The sequence below is a fragment of the Pseudomonas sp. NMI760_13 genome (genome assembly GCF_021283245.1).
Classification (GTDB): domain Bacteria; phylum Pseudomonadota; class Gammaproteobacteria; order Pseudomonadales; family Pseudomonadaceae; genus Aquipseudomonas; species Aquipseudomonas peradeniyensis.
In genome coordinates this window covers 90,869-107,932 of the sequence record NZ_JAJSRC010000023.1, presented here as the reverse complement: position 1 = coordinate 107,932, position 17,064 = coordinate 90,869, and the positions used below count along the sequence as shown (strand labels likewise).

Here is a 17,064-nt window from a genome sequence, read left to right as displayed (position 1 = left end):
CACTGATTTTGCCTCCAATTGGGCGCCATCATAGCGCCCGATGAAGGTGTCCAAAATCATTAGGCCAGTTCACCTTGTGCCGCGAAAGGGGCGCAGGGCGCCCCAGGCGATCTCAAACCAAGGTCTCGATCCGCAAGGTGTTAGTCGAACCCGGCTTGCCGAAAGGCACACCGGCGGTGATCAGCAGCGTGTCGCCACGGCTGGCCATGCCTTGCGCCTGGGCGATTTCCAGCGCCGTGGAGACCACCTCGTCGACCTGGCGCAGGCGGTCGTTGACCACCGAATGCACGCCCCAGGCCACGCTCAGGCGGCGTGCGGTGTTGAGGTTCGGCGTCAGGTTGAGGATCGGCGCCCGTGGCCGCTCGCGGGCGGCGCGCAGGGTCGAGGCCCCCGACTCGCTGTAGTTGACCAGCACCGCCACCGGCAGGATGCCGCTGATGCGACGGATCGCGCAGCTGATGGCGTCCGACACCGTGGCCTCGGCCTTGGGCCGGCCGACGTCGAGCTGGGCCTGGTAGTCCGGGCCGTTTTCCACCTGGCGGATGATCTTGCTCATCATCTGCACCGCTTCCAGCGGGTAGTCGCCCGAGGCGGTCTCGGCCGACAGCATCACAGCATCCGCGCCTTCGGCCACGGCGTTGGCCACGTCGGTGACTTCGGCGCGGGTCGGGGCCGGGGAGAAGCGCATCGATTCGAGCATCTGGGTGGCCACCACCACCGGCTTGCCCAGCTGGCGGCAGGTGCCGATGATGCCTTTCTGGATCTGCGGCACGCTTTCGGCAGGCACTTCCACACCCAGGTCGCCGCGGGCGACCATGATCGCGTCGGACAGCTCGGCGATGGCCTGCAACTGCTCGACCGCCGAGGGCTTCTCGATCTTGGCCATCAGGTAGGCGCGGTCACCGATCAGCTGGCGCGCCTCGACGATGTCTTCGGGGCGCTGCACGAACGACAGCGCCACCCAGTCCACGCCAAGCTCCAGGCCGAAGGCCAGGTCGCGGCGGTCCTTCTCGGTCAGCGGGGAGAGGTCAAGCACCGCCTGGGGCACGTTGACGCCCTTGCGGTCGGACAACTCGCCACCGGCCAGCACTTCGGTGTCGATGGCATCGCCGTGCTTGGCGGTGACGCGCAGGCGCAGCTTGCCGTCGTCCAGCAGCAGGTCCATGCCCGGCTCCAGCGCGGCGATGATTTCCGGGTGCGGCAGGTTGACCCGGCGGCTGTCGCCCGGGGTTTTGTCCAGGTCCAGGCGCAGGGCCTGGCCGCGTTGCAGTTGGACCTTGCCGTCGGCGAAACGGCCGACGCGCAGCTTTGGCCCCTGCAGGTCCATGAGGATGCCCAGCGGATAGTTGAGCTGCTGCTCGACTTCGCGGATCCACTGGTAGCGCAGGGCGTGGTCGGCGTGTTCGCCGTGGCTGAAGTTGAGGCGGAAGATATTTACCCCGGCCTCGACCAGCTGGCGGATGTCATCGATGCCTTTGATCGCAGGCCCGAGGGTGGCGAGGATTTTGACTTTTTTATCAGGCGTCATGATTGCGGAGTCTCGAGGATCAGGATGGCACGGAAGTCGTTGACGTTGGTGCGGGTCGGCTCGGTGACGATCAGCGCGTCGAGGGCGGCGAAGTAGCCATAGCCGTTGTTGTTGTCCAGCTCATCGCTGGCCGACAGGCCCAGGGCCTCGGCGCGAGCGAAGCTGTCCGGGGTCATGAAGGCGCCGGCGTTGTCCTCCGAGCCATCGATGCCGTCGGTGTCGCCGGCCAGGGCGTACACGCCGGGCAGGCCCTTGAGGCTTTCGGTGAGGCTGAGCAGGAACTCGGCGTTGCGCCCGCCACGGCCGTTGCCGCGCACGGTGACGGTGGTCTCGCCGCCGGAGAGGATCACGCAGGGTGCCTTGAGCGGCTGGCCGTGCAGGACGATCTGCCGGGCGATGCCGGCATGCACCTTGGCCACTTCGCGCGACTCGCCCTCCAGGTCGCCGAGGATCAACGGGCTGAATCCGGCCTGGCGGGCTTTCACCGCGGCGGCCTCCAGCGACTGCTGGGGCCTGGCGATCAGCTGGAAGTGGCTGCGGGCCAGGGCCGGGTCATCGGCCTTGACGGTCTCGGAGGCCGGGTTGTTGAGCCAGTCGACGACGGCCTTGGGCGCGTCGATGTTGTAGCGCTTGATGATCGCCAGGGCGTCGGCCGAGGTGCTCGGATCGGACACGGTGGGGCCGGAGGCGATGACCGTGGCGAGGTCGCCGGGCACATCGGAAATCGCGTAGGTGTAGACGGTGGCCGGCCAGCAGGCCTTGGCCAGGCGGCCGCCCTTGATCGCCGAGAGGTGCTTGCGCACGCAGTTCATCTCGCCGATGGTGGCGCCGGACTTGAGCAGGGCCTTGTTGATCTGCTGTTTGTCGGCCAGGGTCAGGCCTTCGGCGGGCAGGGCCAGCAGGGCCGAGCCGCCGCCGGACAGCAGGAAGATGACGCGGTCGTCTTCGCTCAGGTTGCTGACCAGGTCGAGCACCCGCTTGGCCACGGCCAGGCCGGCGGCATCGGGGACCGGGTGGGCGGCTTCGACCACCTCGATTTTCTGGCAGCTGGCGCCATGGCCATAGCGGGTGACCACCAGGCCGGAGACTTCGCCGTGCCAGCTTTTCTCGACCACTTCGGCCATGGCCGCGGCGGCCTTGCCGGCGCCGATGACGATGACCCGGCCGCTGCGGTCGGCGGGCAGGTGGGGTTCGAGGACCTGGCGGGGGTGGGCGGCGGCGATGGCTGTGTCGAACAGTTCGCGCAGGAGTTTTTGTGGATCGACCGACATGGCAGGCTCCCAGATTCTTGTTGTTCTGCAAAATCGAAAACGCCCCTGGAACTGCCTCCGTGCAGGCCGAACCAGGGGCGGGTGTTGCTCGGTTTCACCTGATGGGCCTGTGGTTGCAGGTTCATCGGTGTTGGCTTCTTCGCGGGGCAAGCCCGCTCCTACACGGACCACGCATTTCTGTAGGAGCGGGCTTGCCCCGCGAAGAGGCCGGTACAGGCTTACTTGTCGTCGCGGATCGAGAAGTTGGCCATGTGCTCCAGGCCCTTGATCAGCGCCGAGTGGTCCCAGTTGCCGCCGCCCAGCGCCACGCAGGTGCTGAACACTTGCTGGGCGTTGGAGGTGTTGGGCAGGTTGATGCCCAGCTCCTTGGCGCCTTGCAGGGCCAGGTTCAGGTCCTTCTGGTGCAGGTTGATGCGGAAGCCCGGATCGAAGGTGCCCTTGATCATGCGCTCGGCATGCACTTCGAGGATCTTCGACGAGGCGAAGCCGCCCATCAGCGCTTCACGCACCTTGGCCGGGTCCGCGCCGTTCTTGGCGGCGAACAGCAGCGCCTCGCCGACGGCCTGGATGTTCAGGGCGACGATGATCTGGTTGGCCACCTTGGCGGTCTGGCCGTCGCCGTTGCCGCCGACGCGGGTGATGTTCTTGCCCATGGCTTCGAACAGCGGCAGGGCGCGCTCGAAGGCTTTCGGGCAGCCGCCGACCATGATGCTCAGGGTCGCGGCCTTGGCGCCGACTTCGCCGCCGGACACCGGGGCGTCCAGGTAGGCGGCGCCGGTGGCCTTGATCTTCTCGGCGAAGGCCTTGGTGGCGGTGGGGGAGATCGAGCTCATGTCGATCACCACCTTGTTCGGGCCGACGCCTTCGGCGACGCCGTTCTCACCGAACAGGACGCTTTCGACCTGCGGGGTGTCCGGGACCATGACGATGATGAACTCGGCTTCCTGGGCCACTTCCTTCGGGTTGGCCAGGGCCACGGCGCCGGCGGCGATCAGGTCGGCCGGTGCTGCGTCGTGGTGGGTGGAAACGAAGATGCTGTGACCTGCCTTTTGCAGGTTCTGGGCCATGGGCTTGCCCATGATGCCGGTGCCGAGGAAACCGATTTTAGCCATGAGAGTTCTGCCTCTTTGTATTTGTATGAACAGGCGACCAGGCCCCTGTAGGAGCGGCCTTGTGTCGCGAAAGGGGCGCGTAGCGGCCCCACGATCTCAATCACGCCGGTAGATTGCCGGGGCTGCTGCGCAGCCCTTTCGCGGCACAAGGCCGCTCCTACAAGGGGCCGGCGTGTGTCTCAAATTGCGTTGTGGGTCTTGAGCCAGCCCAGGCCCGCCTCGGTGGTGGTCTTGGGCTTGTACTCCGCGCCCACCCAGCCCTGGTAGCCGATGCGGTCCAGGTGCTCGAACAGGAAGCGGTAGTTGATCTCGCCGGTGCCCGGCTCGTGGCGGCCCGGGTTGTCGGCCAGCTGCACGTGGTTGATCAGCTTCAGGTTGGTTTCCAGGGTGCGGGCCAGGTCACCTTCCATGATCTGCATGTGGTAGATGTCGTACTGCAGGAACAGGTTGTCGCTGCCCACCTCGGCCTGGATTTCCAGGGCCTGTTTCGTGGTGTTCAGGTAGAAGCCCGGGATATCGCGGGTGTTGATCATTTCCATGACCAGGCGGATCCCGGCGGCCTTGAGCTTGTCGGCGGCGTAGCGCAGGTTGTCGACGAAGGTCTTGCGCACGGTGGCGCAGTCCAGGCCCTCGGGGCGAATGCCGGCCAGGGCGTTGACCTGGGTGTTGCCCAGCACCTTGGCGTACTCGATGGCCTTGTCGACGCCAGCGCGGAATTCTTCGACGCGGTCGGGGTGGCAGGTGATGCCGCGCTCACCTTTCGACCAATCGCCCGCAGGAAGGTTGAACAGCACCTGGGTCAGGCCGTGGGCGTCAAGCTGCTGCTTGATCTCGGCGGCGCTGAAATCGTACGGGAAGAGGTATTCGACGCCGCTGAAACCAGCGTCGGCGGCGGCCTTGAAGCGGGCCAGGAAGTCCTGTTCGGTGAACAGCATGGACAGGTTGGCGGCGAAGCGAGGCATAAGTCGTCTCCTTGCGTTGAAGACCCCCGCGCAATGCGCGGGGGCGTCAGGCGATCAGTCCAGCAGCGAGATGGCGGTTGGCGCGTCGTTGCCGACCAGGGCGAGGTCTTCGAATTCGTTGACCGCGTTGATCTCGGTGCCCATGGAAATGTTGGTCACGCGCTCGAGAATCACTTCGACCACCACCGGCACGCGGAACTCTTCGGCCATCTTCTGCGCCTTGAGCAGGGCAGGGGCGATGTCGGCCGGTTCGAACACGCGCAGGGCCTTGCAGCCCAGGCCTTCGACCACGGCGACGTGATCGACACCATAGGTGGCGGCGTCGGTGGAATTGATGTTCTCGAAGGCCAGTTGTACACAGTAATCCATGTCGAAGCCACGCTGGGCCTGGCGGATTAGGCCGAGGTAGGCGTTGTTCACCAGCACGTGGACGTACGGCAGGTTGAACTGCGCGCCTACCGCCAGCTCTTCGATCATGAACTGGAAGTCGTAGTCACCGGACAGCGCGACGACCTTGCGCTTCGGGTCGGCCTTGACCACGCCGAGGGCGGCAGGGATGGTCCAGCCCAGCGGGCCGGCCTGGCCGCAGTTGATCCAGTGGCGTGGCTTGTACACGTGCAGGAACTGTGCGCCGGCGATCTGCGAAAGACCAATGGTGCTGACGTAGCAGGTGTCCTTGCCGAATACCTGGTTCATCTCTTCGTACACGCGCTGCGGCTTGACCGGCACATTGTCGAAGTGGGTCTTGCGCTGCAGGGTGGCCTTGCGCTGCTGGCAGTCTTCCAGCCAGGCTTTGCGGCACTTGAGTTTGCCGGCGGCTTTCCACTCGCGGGCCACTTCCAGGAACACATCCAGCGCCTTGCCGGCATCGGAAACGATACCCAGGTCAGGGGTGAACACGCGGCCGATCTGGGTTGGCTCGATGTCCACGTGCACGAACTTGCGGCCTTCGGTGTAGACGTCGACGGAGCCGGTGTGGCGGTTGGCCCAGCGGTTGCCGATACCGAACACCAGGTCGGACTTGAGCATGGTCGCGTTGCCGTAGCGGTGCGAGGTCTGCAGACCGACCATGCCGACCATCAGTTCGTGGTCGTCCGGAATGGTGCCCCAGCCCATCAGGGTCGGCACAACTGGCACGCCGGTCAGCTCAGCGAACTCGACCAGCTTGTCGCTGGCGTCGGCATTGATGATGCCGCCACCGGCCACCAGCAGCGGGCGTTCGGCGTCATTGAGCAGGGCCAGGGCCTTTTCGGCCTGTACGCGGCTGGCTTGTGGCTTGTGTACTGGCAGCGGCTCGTAGGCGTCGATGTCGAACTCGATCTCGGCCATCTGCACGTCGAACGGCAGGTCGATCAGCACCGGGCCTGGGCGGCCGGTACGCATTTCGTAGAAGGCCTTCTGGAAGGCGTAGGGCACCTGGCCCGGCTCCAGGACGGTGGTCGCCCACTTGGTCACCGGCTTGACGATACTGGTGATGTCGACGGCCTGGAAGTCTTCCTTGTGCAGGCGCGCGCGCGGGGCCTGCCCGGTGATGCAGAGGATCGGGATGGAGTCGGCCGAGGCGCTGTACAGGCCGGTGACCATGTCGGTGCCGGCAGGGCCGGAGGTGCCGATGCATACACCGATGTTGCCCGGGTTGGCGCGAGTGTAGCCCTCGGCCATGTGCGAGGCACCTTCGACGTGGCGAGCGAGGACGTGATCGATGCCACCGACTTTCTTCAGGGCCGAATACAGCGGGTTGATGGCAGCCCCCGGAATGCCGAACGCGGTATCTACACCTTCACGGCGCATGACCAGAACGGCTGCATCGATTGCTCTCATTTTGCTCATGGTTTGTGCCTCATCGATTTTGTAATTGTATACAACTTGTGTTGCGGCAGAGTGTATTCATGCTCGGCGCAAAAGGTCAATCCATTTTCGTCGGCGGCGTTGACTGAGCGGTCATTGGGCGATGAGGCGGCATTTCGTCGCACTTGGCAAGATTGATTCAAATAATTGTATACAAAGCGTGTCTTCGTTGTGTTCTATTCTGTCTACTGGTTTTCAACTGCCCTCAGGGCTTCTCACAACAAGAAGAGGACCTTTTCATGAACGCATTGACCCTCAAAGATGCTGTCGGCGTGGTGAACGCCGCGCTGGCCGCGGGCCGCAAGATCAACGCCGCGCCGCTGACCGTGGCGGTGTTGGACGCCGGCGGGCACCTGCTGGCGCTGCAGCGCGAGGATGGCGCCACCCTGCTGCGTCCGCAGGTGGCCATCGGCAAGGCCTGGGGTGCGGTGGCCCTGGGCAAGGGCTCGCGCCTGCTGGCGCTGGATTCGCAGCAGCGGCCGGCGTTCTATGCCGCGCTGAACGGGCTGGGCGAGCGGCCGGTGGTGCCGGTACCGGGCGGGGTGCTGATCCGTGATCGGGACGGCAAGGTGCTGGGGGCTGTCGGGATCAGCGGGGATACGTCGGATATCGACGAGCAGTGCGCGATCAGTGCGATCGAAGAGGTGGGGCTGACGGCCGATGCTGGAGTGGCAGCTTAAGGCTCAAGGTGTCGGGGCCGCCTTGCGGCCCATTCGCGGCACAAGGCCGCTCCTACAAGGGATAGCGGTCTCCTGTAGGAGCGGCCTTGTGCCGCGATGGGCTGCGTAGCAGCCCCGTTGGCTCGGTCAGGCCGCCTCGGGCTCGCAGCCCTTCAATACCAGGCGGATGATGGTCTCCGCCGCCGCGTCGTAGTCGCTGTCGGCCAGCTTGGCCTTGCCGGTGACCACGGCGATCTGCCAGTCGAAATCCGCGTAGGTCTGCGTCGCCGCCCAGATGCTGAACATCAGGTGGTGTGGGTCGACGTGGGCGATCTGGCCGCGCTCGATCCAGCGCTGGATGCACTCGATGTTGTGCCGGGCCTGCTCGTTGAGCTGCTCGACCTGGCGCGGCGACAGGTGCGGCGCGCCATGCATGATCTCGCTGGCGAACACCTTGGAGGCGTGGGGCAGGTCGCGGGAGATGCGGATCTTCGAGCGGATGTACGAACTGAGCACCTCTTTCGGATCACCGTCGGCGTTGAACGGCGTCGAGGCCTGCATGATTGGCGCGATGATGCTCTCGAGCACCTCGCGGTAGAGGTTTTCCTTCGACTTGAAGTAGTAATACACGTTCGGCTTGGGCAGGCCGGCCTTGGCCGCGATATCGCTGGTCTTGGTGGCGGCGAAGCCCTTGTCGGCGAATTCTTCACTGGCCGCGCGCAGGATCAGTTCCTTGTTGCGCTCGCGAATGGTGCTCATTGTCGGGGATCGTCCTCGTGTCTGGCCGCCTCAAAGAGGGATCGGGCATGGTAGCACCGGCGCAGATGAGCGCTCAAGGCAGCCGCTTTCGGCTAGAATCGCAGCCTTTGAACCCCTCTGGATAAAGAACATGGCAGGAAGCAGTCTACTGGTACTGATCGACGACATCGCCACGGTGCTCGACGATGTCTCGGTGATGACCAAGGTCGCGGCAAAGAAGACTGCGGGGGTGCTGGGCGACGACCTGGCGCTCAACGCCCAGCAGGTCACCGGGGTACGCGCCGAGCGCGAGATCCCGGTGGTGTGGGCGGTGGCCAAGGGCTCGCTGGTGAACAAGGCGATCCTGGTGCCGGCGGCGCTGTTGATCAGTGCCTTCATTCCCTGGGCGGTGATTCCGCTGCTGATGGTCGGCGGCGCCTACCTGTGCTTCGAGGGCTTCGAGAAGCTGGCGCACAAGTTCCTGCACAGCAAGTCCGAGGACGACGCGCAGCACGAGGCGCGCAAGGCGGCCGTGGCCGACGAGCAGGTCGACCTGGTGGCGTTCGAGAAGAGCAAGATCAAGGGCGCGGTGCGCACCGATTTCATCCTCTCTGCCGAGATCATCGCCATCACCCTGGGCACCGTGGCCGATGCGCCGCTGAGCCAGCAGATCATCGTGCTGTCGGGCATCGCGCTGGTCATGACCATTGGCGTCTATGGCCTGGTGGCAGGCATCGTCAAGCTCGATGACCTGGGGCTGTGGATGACCAAGAAAGCCTCGGCGCTGAGCCAGGCGGTGGGCAACGGCATCCTGCGCGCCGCACCGTACATGATGAAGAGCCTGTCGGTGATCGGCACCGCGGCGATGTTCCTGGTCGGCGGCGGCATCCTGGTGCACGGCATCGCGCCGCTGCATCACGCCATCGAGGCGTTCAGCGAAGGGCGGGGCGGGGCGTTGACCGGGGCATTGCTCAATGGTGTGGCGGGGGTGATTGCGGGGGCGGTGGTGCTGCTGGTGGTGAGCGTCGTTGGCAAGCTGTGGCAGGCGGTAAAACCGGCAAACTGAGGCGCTTACCTGTAGGAGCGGCCTTGTGCCGCGAAAGGGCCGCGAAGCGGCCCCAGGTTCTCGGCATCATGCAAAATCGCCGGGGCCGCTGCGCAGCCCTTTCGCGGCACAAGGCCGCTCCTACAGGTTATGCACTGGCCTCAGATCAGAAGTGAACCTTGACCAGGAAACTCATGGTGTTCTGATCGGTGGTAAAGGCATCGCTGTCCTTGATGCCGTACTTGTTCTTCCAGTAGTCGTACTCGATACCCACGTACAACTGCTTCTCGCCCAGGTGCAGCGCCTTGCCCAGGTCGTACTTGACCTGCGGGTTGAAGTGCAGGTTCGCCTGGTAGGTGCCGCGACGGTTCTCGTCGTTGTCGACCACCCAATCCATGAAACCGTCGATCAGGATGTCGGACGAGCCCACAGGGATGGTGTACGACCAGACCGGGGTGATCTGCCAGACATTGTCGCCTGGACGGCTGCCGTCGGTGGTGCGCTGGTAGAAGTTCAGCTGGAAGTAGTCGAAGCCGGGGATGGCCAGGTCGAAGCCGGGGCCGATCAGGTAGGACTCGGTGTCACCCTCGCCGAACTCGTAGGTCATGGCCAGGAGCACGTCTTTCACCGGGCCGAACTCGAGCTTCTGGTCGAAGATCTTGCCGAACGACAGGCGCGGGCTGAACTCGCCGTAGTAGGTGTTGGGGCCGTTGCTGGCGTCCTTCTTGCCCTGGTAGAAGATCTTGTCGAAGAAGAAGAAGTTGTCGCCGTACTTCCACGCATCGGCGTGCTCGAAGGTGACGGTCTGCTGGATCTCGGGGTTGACCTTGAAGTTCTTGCCCCACAGGTAGGTCAGGCTGTTGTTCTGCCATTGCAGCAGGTCGCCGGCTTGGCTGGCGCCGCAGGCCAGCAGGCCACCGGCGAGGATCAGGCTATTGATGGTACGCATTGCGAGTGTCGCTCCCTTGATTGGATCTGTTGTCAGCGCTCGGGCGCTGTTCTTGTCTTTTGGGTCAGCTTTTTTCAATTGGCCACAGCTGTTTGGCAAGAGCTGCGCCAACTTTTCCACGTTGGGCACAACCATCCTGCTCGACGTCTTTCTGAACGGATGAAATGGGTATTTCACGCTGGCAACACGTTGGCCAACCGCCCGGAAACATTGACTGAGCGGTCAGCAAACGCGGGCGGGATCCTTCCCGCCCCGATCGAGGGGGCGCGCAGATTACTCACTTGCGCGCCGGGCCTCAAGTGCTCCGTCCTGGAGCACAGTGGTGCAAATTTGGGCGTTCGGTCAGTTTTTCAGAAATGCACCTTCACCAGGGCGCTGGCCACGCTCTGGTTGCTGTCGACGTTGCCGCGGCTGTCGATGCCGTACTTGTCCTTCCAGTAGCTGTATTCGAAGCCGACATAGAGCTGCTTGGCGCCCAGGTTCAGGGCCTTGCCCAGGTCGTACTTGACCTGCGGGTTGAACTGCAGGTTGGCGTGGTAGGTGCCGCGACGGGTCTGGTCGTTGTCGACCACCCAGTCGATATAGCCGTCGATCAGGATGTCGGACTTACCCACCGGGATGGTGTACGACCAGGCCGGGGTGATCTGCCAGACGTTGTCGCCGGGGCGGCTGCCTTCGGTGTTGCGCAGGTAGAAGTTCAGGGTGAAGTAGTTGAAGCCGGGCACGTTCAGGTCGAAGCCGGGGCCGATCAGGTAGGCCTCGTTGTCGCCTTCGCCACGTTCGTAGGTCATGGCCAGCAGCACATCCTTGATCGGCCCGAAGGCCAGGTTGCGCTCGAAGATCTTGCCGAACGACAGGCGCGGGCTGAACTCGCCGTAGTAGGTGGTCACGCCTTTGCCGGGGTCGGCCTTGCCGTTGTAGAAGATCTTGTCGACGAACAGGAAGGTGTCGCCGTACTTCCACTTGTTGGCATGTTCGAAGGTGATGGTCTGCTGGATGTCGGGGTTGACCTTGAAGTCCTTGCCGTACAGGTAGGACAGGCTTTCGCCGTGCCATTGCAGCCATTCGCCGGCATGGGCGGGGAGGGTGGCCAGCAGGCTGCTGCCCAGCAGGACGGACGTGGTGATGCGCTTCATGTTGTGATTCCCGGACTTATTGTTTTTATGTGGGTGTTGCCTTCTCGCGGGGCAAGCCCGCTCCCACGTGCGGGCGTGTATCCAGCGTGGGAGCGGGCTTGCCCCGCGATAGGGGACTTCAGTGCTGATGACAGGCGTCGTTATGCGCGGCGCGGTCGGCGCCGCCGAGGATGTTGAACAGCAGGTTCAGCACCAGGGCGCTGAGGGTGGCCATGGCGATGCCACTGTGGGTGATGGGTTCCATCCACTGTGGCATCTGTGCGAAGAACTCCGGCCGCACCACCGGGATCAGGCCGAAGCCGACGCTGACCGCGACCAGCAGCTGGTTGCGCCGGTCGGCGATGTCCGCTTCCTGGAGGATCTTGATCCCGGTGGCGGTGACCATGCCGAACATGGCGATGGACGCGCCGCCCAGTACCGCGGGCGGGATCGAGGCGATCAGGAAGGCCGCCTTGGGCAGCAGGCTAAGTAGGATCAGCAGGGCGCCGGCCATCACCGTGACGTAGCGGCAGCGAACCCCGGTCATCTGCACCAGGCCGATGTTCTGGGCGAACGAGGAGTGGGTGAAGGTGTTGAAGAACCCGGCGATGAACGACGCGCCGGCATCGCACAGCAGGCCGCGACGCAGCATGCCGGGCGTGACTTCGCGGTCGGTCACCTTGCCCAGGGCGAGGAACATCCCCGTGGACTCGACGAAGATGATCACCACCACCAGGCACATCGACAGGATCGGCGCCAGGCTGAAGGTCGGCATGCCGAAGTGCAGGGGGGTGACCACCTGCAGCCACGGCGCCTCGCTCAGGCCCGACAGGTCGACCATGCCGATGGAGCCGGCGAGCACGTAGCCCAGGCCCATGCCCACCAGTACCGACACATTGACCCAGAAACCGCGCATGAAGCGGTTGATCAGCAGGATCACCGCCAGCACCAGGCCGGCGACCATCAGGTAGATCGGCGCGCCGAAGGCTTGCGCCTCATGGCCGCCGCCGGCCCAGTTGACCGCCACCGGGAACAGCGACAGGCCGATGGAGGTGATGACCGTGCCGGTCACCAGCGGCGGGAAGAAACGCACGACCTTGGACATGAACGGCGCGATCAGCATGCCGAAGAAGCCGGCGGCGATGGTCGCGCCGAAGATCCCCTGCAGGCCGACGCCAGGCATGCCGGCCATGGCCACCATGCTGCCGACCGCGGCGAAGCTGGCGCCCATCATGACAGGCATGCGGATGCCCACGGGGCCGATACCGAAGGATTGGATGATGGTGGCAACGCCGGCGACCAGCAGGTCGGCGTTGATCAGGAAGGCGACTTCTTCGCGGGACAGGCCCGCCGCCTGGCCGATGATCAGCGGCACCGCGATGGCGCCCCCGTACATCAGCAGAACGTGTTGCAGACCCACCAGGATCAGCTGGAACAAGGGCAGGGGCTGTCGTGGCGGCGCAACAGGGATGTACGCCTTGGGTGACTCGGACATGCAGCACCTCGAGTTTTGTTTTTATTCTCGGATCCAAGCGGGCGGCTTCAGGCGGAAGATTCCCGCCTGAAGTCGAACGCTCGATGCTTGCTTGTTGCGTAAACCTTGAAACAGAGGCCGGGTCTGCCGGCCTCTTCGCGGCGCAAGGCCGCTCCTACAGTCTTTGCACGCCGTGTCGGTCAGTTGACCTGCGCGCCTTTGGCGATCCAGTCGCCGACCAGCTTGCGTTCTTCAACGGTCATCTGGGTGATGTTGCCCAGCGGCATGATCTGGCTGGCGACGGCCTGCGCCTGGATGCGCGCGGCCTGGGCCTGGATCTGCTGCGGGGTGTCGAACATCACGCCGCCAGGGGCGGCGCTGAACAGCGGGCTGGTCGGCTTGGCCGAGTGGCACACAGTGCAGCGTTCCTGGATGACGGTGTGGATCTTGTCGAAGCTGCCGGTGGCCGCCTGGGCCGTGGCCTGGGCAGGCTCTGCGGCCGGTGCCTGGGCAGGCTTGGCGGCCTCCTCGGCGCGCAGCTCGGCGGCGGTCTTGCCACCCACGGCAGTGGCCGGCAACGGCTGGTACTCGACCTTGGCGGCGGCTTGTTCCGGGGCGGTCGGCAGCGGCTTGGGACCGGTCACGTAGGCCAGGCAGATCATCGCCAGGGCGCCGACGGGCAGGGTCCAGGCGTACTTGTTGCTGTCGTGGCGGGTGTTGAAGTAGTGACGGATCAGTACCGCGGCCACCGCGATCCCGGCCAGGATCAGCCAGTTGTACTGGCTGCCGTAGGTGCTCGGGAAGTGGTTGCTGATCATGATGAACAGCACCGGCAGGGTGAAGTAGTTGTTGTGACGCGAGCGCAGCAGGCCCTTGGCCGGCAGTACCGGGTCGGGGGTCTGGTTGTTCTCGATCGCCGCCACCAGCTGGCGCTGGGCCGGCATGATGATGCGGAACACGTTGCCGACCATGATGGTGCCGATGATCGCGCCGGTGTGCAGGTAGGCGCCACGGCCGCTGAACACCAGGCTGAAGCCCCAGCAGGCGGCGATGATCAGCACGAACAGCACGCCGCCCAGCAGGGCCGGTTGCTTGCCCAGGGGCGAGTCGCACAGGAAGTCGTAGATGAACCAGCCGGCAACCAGCGAACCGATCCCGATGGCCACGCCTTCGGCACCGCTCAGGGTGCTGCCGGGCGCCAGCAGGTAGAGGCTCGGGTTCCAGTAGAACACCACGCACAGCAAGGCGATCCCGGACATCCAGGTGAAGTAGGCTTCCCATTTGAACCAGTGCAGGTTCTCGGGCATTTTCGGCGGCGCGAGCTTGTATTTCTCCAGGTGGTAGATACCACCACCGTGAATGGCCCAGAGGTCACCCGACAACCCATCGCGCGGGTTGCTTCGATTCAGGTGGTTCTCCAGCCAGACAAAGTAGAACGATGCACCGATCCAGGCGACACCGGTGATCATGTGAACCCAGCGAATGCTCAGGTTCAGCCATTCGTGAAGGTGTGCTTCCACAGTATGTACCTCTCGCCAGTCACCCTATCGATGACCGACCCTTTCTTATTGGTGGGGATTGAGGATCAACATCTGTTCCTCGGGGAAGTAATGCTCATCGCAGTTGTTGCCGGAACCACTGCGATCAACCACCAGGAAGTCATCCCGCTTTTCGATCGTCAGCACCGGGTGGTGCCAGACGCCGCGATGGTAATTGACGCCCTGCCTGCCATTACTGCGGAAGGCACGGACCAGGCCTGATACAGGTGCATCGCCAACCGGCGCGACCACGATCAGAAAGGGGTTGCCGAGCAGCGGGATGAAAGCCTGGCTGCCCAGCGGATGGCGCTCCAGCATGCGTACGGTCAGCGGCATGTCCAGCGCGTCGGCGCGGAAGATGCTGATGATCGCCTTGTCCTCGGGCTCGGCGGTCTCGACCGTGGCGAGCTTGTGGAAGCGCATGGTCGAGCCATTGTTGATCATGAAGTGGTCGCTGCCGTCGGTTTCGATCACGTCACCGAAGGGGGCGAAGGCTTCTTTGCTCAGGGGCTCGATCATCAGGGTGCGCATGCGGGTCTCTCTTATATGTTCGTTGTACTGAAAAGTTCGGCTGTCGCTTACAGCTGCAGCAGGCGGAACAGGGCGATCAGGTTGATCTGCGCCAGGGCTTCCTTGAACTCGGCATCCTGGTCGTTGTGGATGCGTTTTTCGAAGGCGGCGAGGATCTGGTGCCGGTTGCTGCCCTTGACCGCCATGATGAACGGGAACTGGAACTTGGCCTTGTAGGCGTCGTTCAGCTCGGTGAACCGGGCGAACTCCTCGGCGGTGCACTGGTGGATGCCGGCGCCGGCCTGTTCATTGGTGCTCGATTCGGTCAGCTCGCCCTGGATGGCGGCCTTGCCGGCCAGGTCCGGGTGAGCGTTGATCAGGGCCAGTTGCTCTGCGTGGCTGGCGCTGAGCAGGATGTCGCTCATGCGCTGATGCAGCGCCTCGATCTCGTCCAGCTCGGCCAGCTGGCCCAGGTCGTAGGCTTTCTCGGCGACCCACGGCGAGTGCTCGTAGATGTCGGCGAAGGCGGCGACGAAGGCGGCGCGCTCGAGGGTGGAAGGCTTGAGGGTCTTGAAGGCGGTCATCAGGCGTTCTCTTTCTTGTACGGGTGGGTGGCGTGCCAGTGGCGGGCGATGTCCACGCGACGGGCGAACCAGACCTGCTCGTGGCTCTTGGCGTAGTCGACGAAGCGCTTGAGCGCGGCCAGGCGTGCCGGGCGGCCGACCAGGCGGCAGTGCAGGCCGATCGAGAGCATCTTCGGTGCCTCGGCGCCCTCGGCGTAGAGCACGTCGAAGGCGTCCTTCAGGTACTGGAAGAACTGCTCGCCGCAGTTGAAGCCCTGCACCTGGGTGAAGCGCATGTCGTTGGTGTCCAGGGTGTAGGGGATCACCAGGTGCGGCTTGTCGGTGGGGTTGTTCGGCTCCCAGTAGGGCAGGTCGTCGTCGTAGGTGTCGCTGTCGTAGAGGAAACCGCCTTCCTCCATCACCAGGCGCCGGGTGTTCGGGCCGGTGCGGCCGGTGTACCAGCCCACGGGGCGCTCGCCGGTAATCTCGGTGAGGATGCGGATGGCCTCGAGCATGTGCTCGCGCTCTTGCGCTTCATCCATGTACTGGTAGTCGATCCAGCGGTAGCCGTGGCTGCAGATCTCGTGGCCGGCCTCGGCCATGGCACGGATCACGTCGGGGTGGCGCTGGGCGGCCATGGCCACGGCGAAGATGGTCAGCGGCACGCCGCTGTCCTTGAACAGCTTGAGCAGGCGCCAGACGCCGGCGCGGCTGCCGTATTCGTAGAGCGACTCCATGCTCATGTTGCGCACGCCCTGCAACGGCTGGGCGGCGACCATTTCGGAAAGGAACGCTTCGGACTCCTTGTCACCGTGCAGGATGTTGCGCTCGCCACCTTCTTCGTAGTTGAGCACGAAGGACAGCGCAATGCGGGCATTCCCCGGCCATTGCGGATGAGGTGGGTTGTTGCCGTAACCGATCAGGTCGCGTGGGTAGTCAGCGCTCACTGCAGTCTTCCTTCTTGTACGTTAATGCGGGTGGTGGGCGCGCCGCGTCGGGATGTCGCACCACCGGATGGGCTGATTGTATACAACTTCTTAAATCTTTTGTAAGCCTGTTTTTCCGCATTTCTTCCCATTTGTCGCGTGAGAATGACTTGCAAGAAACCTGCCTGATTGGTCAGGTAATGCCAAGGATGGCGGCATGGCGCGTGTCTTTGCGACTGGCGGCCTGTTCTGTTGAGGTTGCGCGGGAGGGGATAAAAAATTGTGTACAATTTATCGGTAAACTGTCTTAATGGCTTCATTCCCGCACGCCGCAGGCCTCGTGCCCGGTGATTGCCGTGTATTTTTTGCCCACGCATACGACAAGAGGCGACAAGCAAATGGGACGTTTGACCACACATGTACTGGACGCCGCGCATGGCTGCCCGGGGAGCTCGATCAAGGTCGAGCTGTACCGCGTCGAAGGCCAGCAGCTGGAACTGGTGAACACCGCCCTGACCAACAGCGATGGCCGCGTCGATGCGCCGCTGCTGCAGGGTGACGATTACCGCACCGGCGTCTATCAACTGCAGTTCAGCGCCGGTGACTACTACCGCGCCAAGGGCGTGAAGCTGCCGGACACCGCGTTCCTCGACGTGGTCGTGCTGCGCTTCGGTATCGACGAGCAGCAGGAGCACTACCACGTGCCGCTGCTGATCTCGCCGTACAGCTATTCGACCTATCGTGGAAGCTAGTTGGTCGCTAGAAGAATCTTCGTAGGTCCTTGGCCCGCTCTCACACTGGCGGGCTTTTTTTCGTCTGTTGTTTT

General features: G+C 64.0%; 16 protein-coding genes. 3 read left to right on the top strand and 13 right to left on the bottom strand.

The annotated features are described in order from the left end of the window. Positions 1-112: 112 nt before the first annotated feature. From pyk to gcl, 5 genes are all read right to left on the bottom strand, one after another. A complete protein-coding gene (gene pyk, locus LU671_RS21185; protein ID WP_232856782.1) occupies positions 113-1,528 on the bottom strand; it encodes a pyruvate kinase in 1,416 nt (471 codons plus the stop codon). Further along, entirely contained in the window at positions 1,525-2,799 is a 1,275-nt protein-coding gene (locus LU671_RS21180) for a glycerate kinase type-2 family protein (protein WP_232856781.1), read from the bottom strand. The genes pyk and LU671_RS21180 overlap by 4 nt, the downstream gene beginning before the upstream one ends. A 218-nt stretch (positions 2,800-3,017) precedes the next feature. Next, positions 3,018-3,911, bottom strand: a complete 894-nt coding sequence (locus LU671_RS21175) for a 2-hydroxy-3-oxopropionate reductase (protein WP_232856780.1) — start codon at positions 3,909-3,911, stop codon at positions 3,018-3,020. 179 nt (positions 3,912-4,090) lie between these two features. After that, complete coding sequence (gene hyi / locus LU671_RS21170; RefSeq protein ID WP_028692836.1) at positions 4,091-4,873, bottom strand: hydroxypyruvate isomerase; 783 nt, start codon at positions 4,871-4,873, stop codon at positions 4,091-4,093. Positions 4,874-4,927: 54 nt separating this feature from the next. Continuing rightward, positions 4,928-6,703: a glyoxylate carboligase gene (gcl, locus tag LU671_RS21165; RefSeq protein ID WP_232856779.1), complete on the bottom strand. Its 1,776-nt coding sequence runs from the start codon at positions 6,701-6,703 to the stop codon at positions 4,928-4,930. A 257-nt stretch (positions 6,704-6,960) separates the two neighbouring features. Between gcl and LU671_RS21160 the strand changes: the two genes are divergently transcribed. Next, positions 6,961-7,401: a GlcG/HbpS family heme-binding protein gene (locus LU671_RS21160; protein WP_028692837.1), complete on the top strand. Its 441-nt coding sequence runs from the start codon at positions 6,961-6,963 to the stop codon at positions 7,399-7,401. A gap of 126 nt (positions 7,402-7,527) precedes the next feature. On the opposite strand, the gene LU671_RS21155 is transcribed toward LU671_RS21160, so the two are convergent. Beyond that, positions 7,528-8,139 carry a TetR/AcrR family transcriptional regulator gene (locus LU671_RS21155; protein ID WP_102684647.1) on the bottom strand — a complete coding sequence of 204 codons (612 nt, stop codon included), beginning with the start codon at positions 8,137-8,139 and terminating at the stop codon, positions 7,528-7,530. A gap of 130 nt (positions 8,140-8,269) precedes the next feature. Between LU671_RS21155 and LU671_RS21150 the strand changes: the two genes are divergently transcribed. Further along, positions 8,270-9,184, top strand: coding sequence for a DUF808 domain-containing protein (locus LU671_RS21150; protein WP_203651736.1), 915 nt, complete (start codon positions 8,270-8,272; stop codon positions 9,182-9,184). Between the two features lie 145 nt (positions 9,185-9,329). Here LU671_RS21150 and LU671_RS21145 read toward each other — a convergent pair whose 3' ends face one another. The 7 genes from LU671_RS21145 to puuE all read right to left on the bottom strand — a co-directional run bounded on the left by LU671_RS21145 (position 9,330) and on the right by puuE (position 16,259). Further along, entirely contained in the window at positions 9,330-10,112 is a 783-nt protein-coding gene (locus LU671_RS21145) for an outer membrane protein OmpK (protein ID WP_046856491.1), read from the bottom strand. 350 nt (positions 10,113-10,462) lie between these two features. Continuing rightward, the gene (locus LU671_RS21140; RefSeq protein ID WP_186715585.1) at positions 10,463-11,248 is read right to left on the bottom strand and encodes an outer membrane protein OmpK; all 786 of its coding nucleotides are present in this window, start codon (positions 11,246-11,248) and stop codon (positions 10,463-10,465) included. Positions 11,249-11,366: 118 nt separating this feature from the next. Next, positions 11,367-12,722 carry a nucleobase:cation symporter-2 family protein gene (locus tag LU671_RS21135; RefSeq protein WP_028692843.1) on the bottom strand — a complete coding sequence of 452 codons (1,356 nt, stop codon included), beginning with the start codon at positions 12,720-12,722 and terminating at the stop codon, positions 11,367-11,369. A 179-nt stretch (positions 12,723-12,901) separates the two neighbouring features. Beyond that, positions 12,902-14,221 carry a urate hydroxylase PuuD gene (locus LU671_RS21130; protein WP_186715589.1) on the bottom strand — a complete coding sequence of 440 codons (1,320 nt, stop codon included), beginning with the start codon at positions 14,219-14,221 and terminating at the stop codon, positions 12,902-12,904. 45 nt (positions 14,222-14,266) lie between these two features. Further along, a complete protein-coding gene (locus LU671_RS21125; protein WP_050706598.1) occupies positions 14,267-14,770 on the bottom strand; it encodes an ureidoglycolate lyase in 504 nt (167 codons plus the stop codon). Between the two features lie 47 nt (positions 14,771-14,817). Continuing rightward, on the bottom strand, positions 14,818-15,333 hold the full coding sequence (gene uraD, locus LU671_RS21120) for a 2-oxo-4-hydroxy-4-carboxy-5-ureidoimidazoline decarboxylase (protein ID WP_028692845.1): 516 nt from the start codon (positions 15,331-15,333) through the stop codon (positions 14,818-14,820). Then, positions 15,333-16,259, bottom strand: coding sequence for an allantoinase PuuE (gene puuE, locus LU671_RS21115; protein ID WP_232856778.1), 927 nt, complete (start codon positions 16,257-16,259; stop codon positions 15,333-15,335). The genes uraD and puuE overlap by 1 nt, the downstream gene beginning before the upstream one ends. Before the next feature lie 377 nt (positions 16,260-16,636). Between puuE and uraH the strand changes: the two genes are divergently transcribed. Further along, on the top strand, positions 16,637-16,990 hold the full coding sequence (gene uraH / locus LU671_RS21110) for a hydroxyisourate hydrolase (protein WP_028692847.1): 354 nt from the start codon (positions 16,637-16,639) through the stop codon (positions 16,988-16,990). Positions 16,991-17,064: the final 74 nt, after the last annotated feature.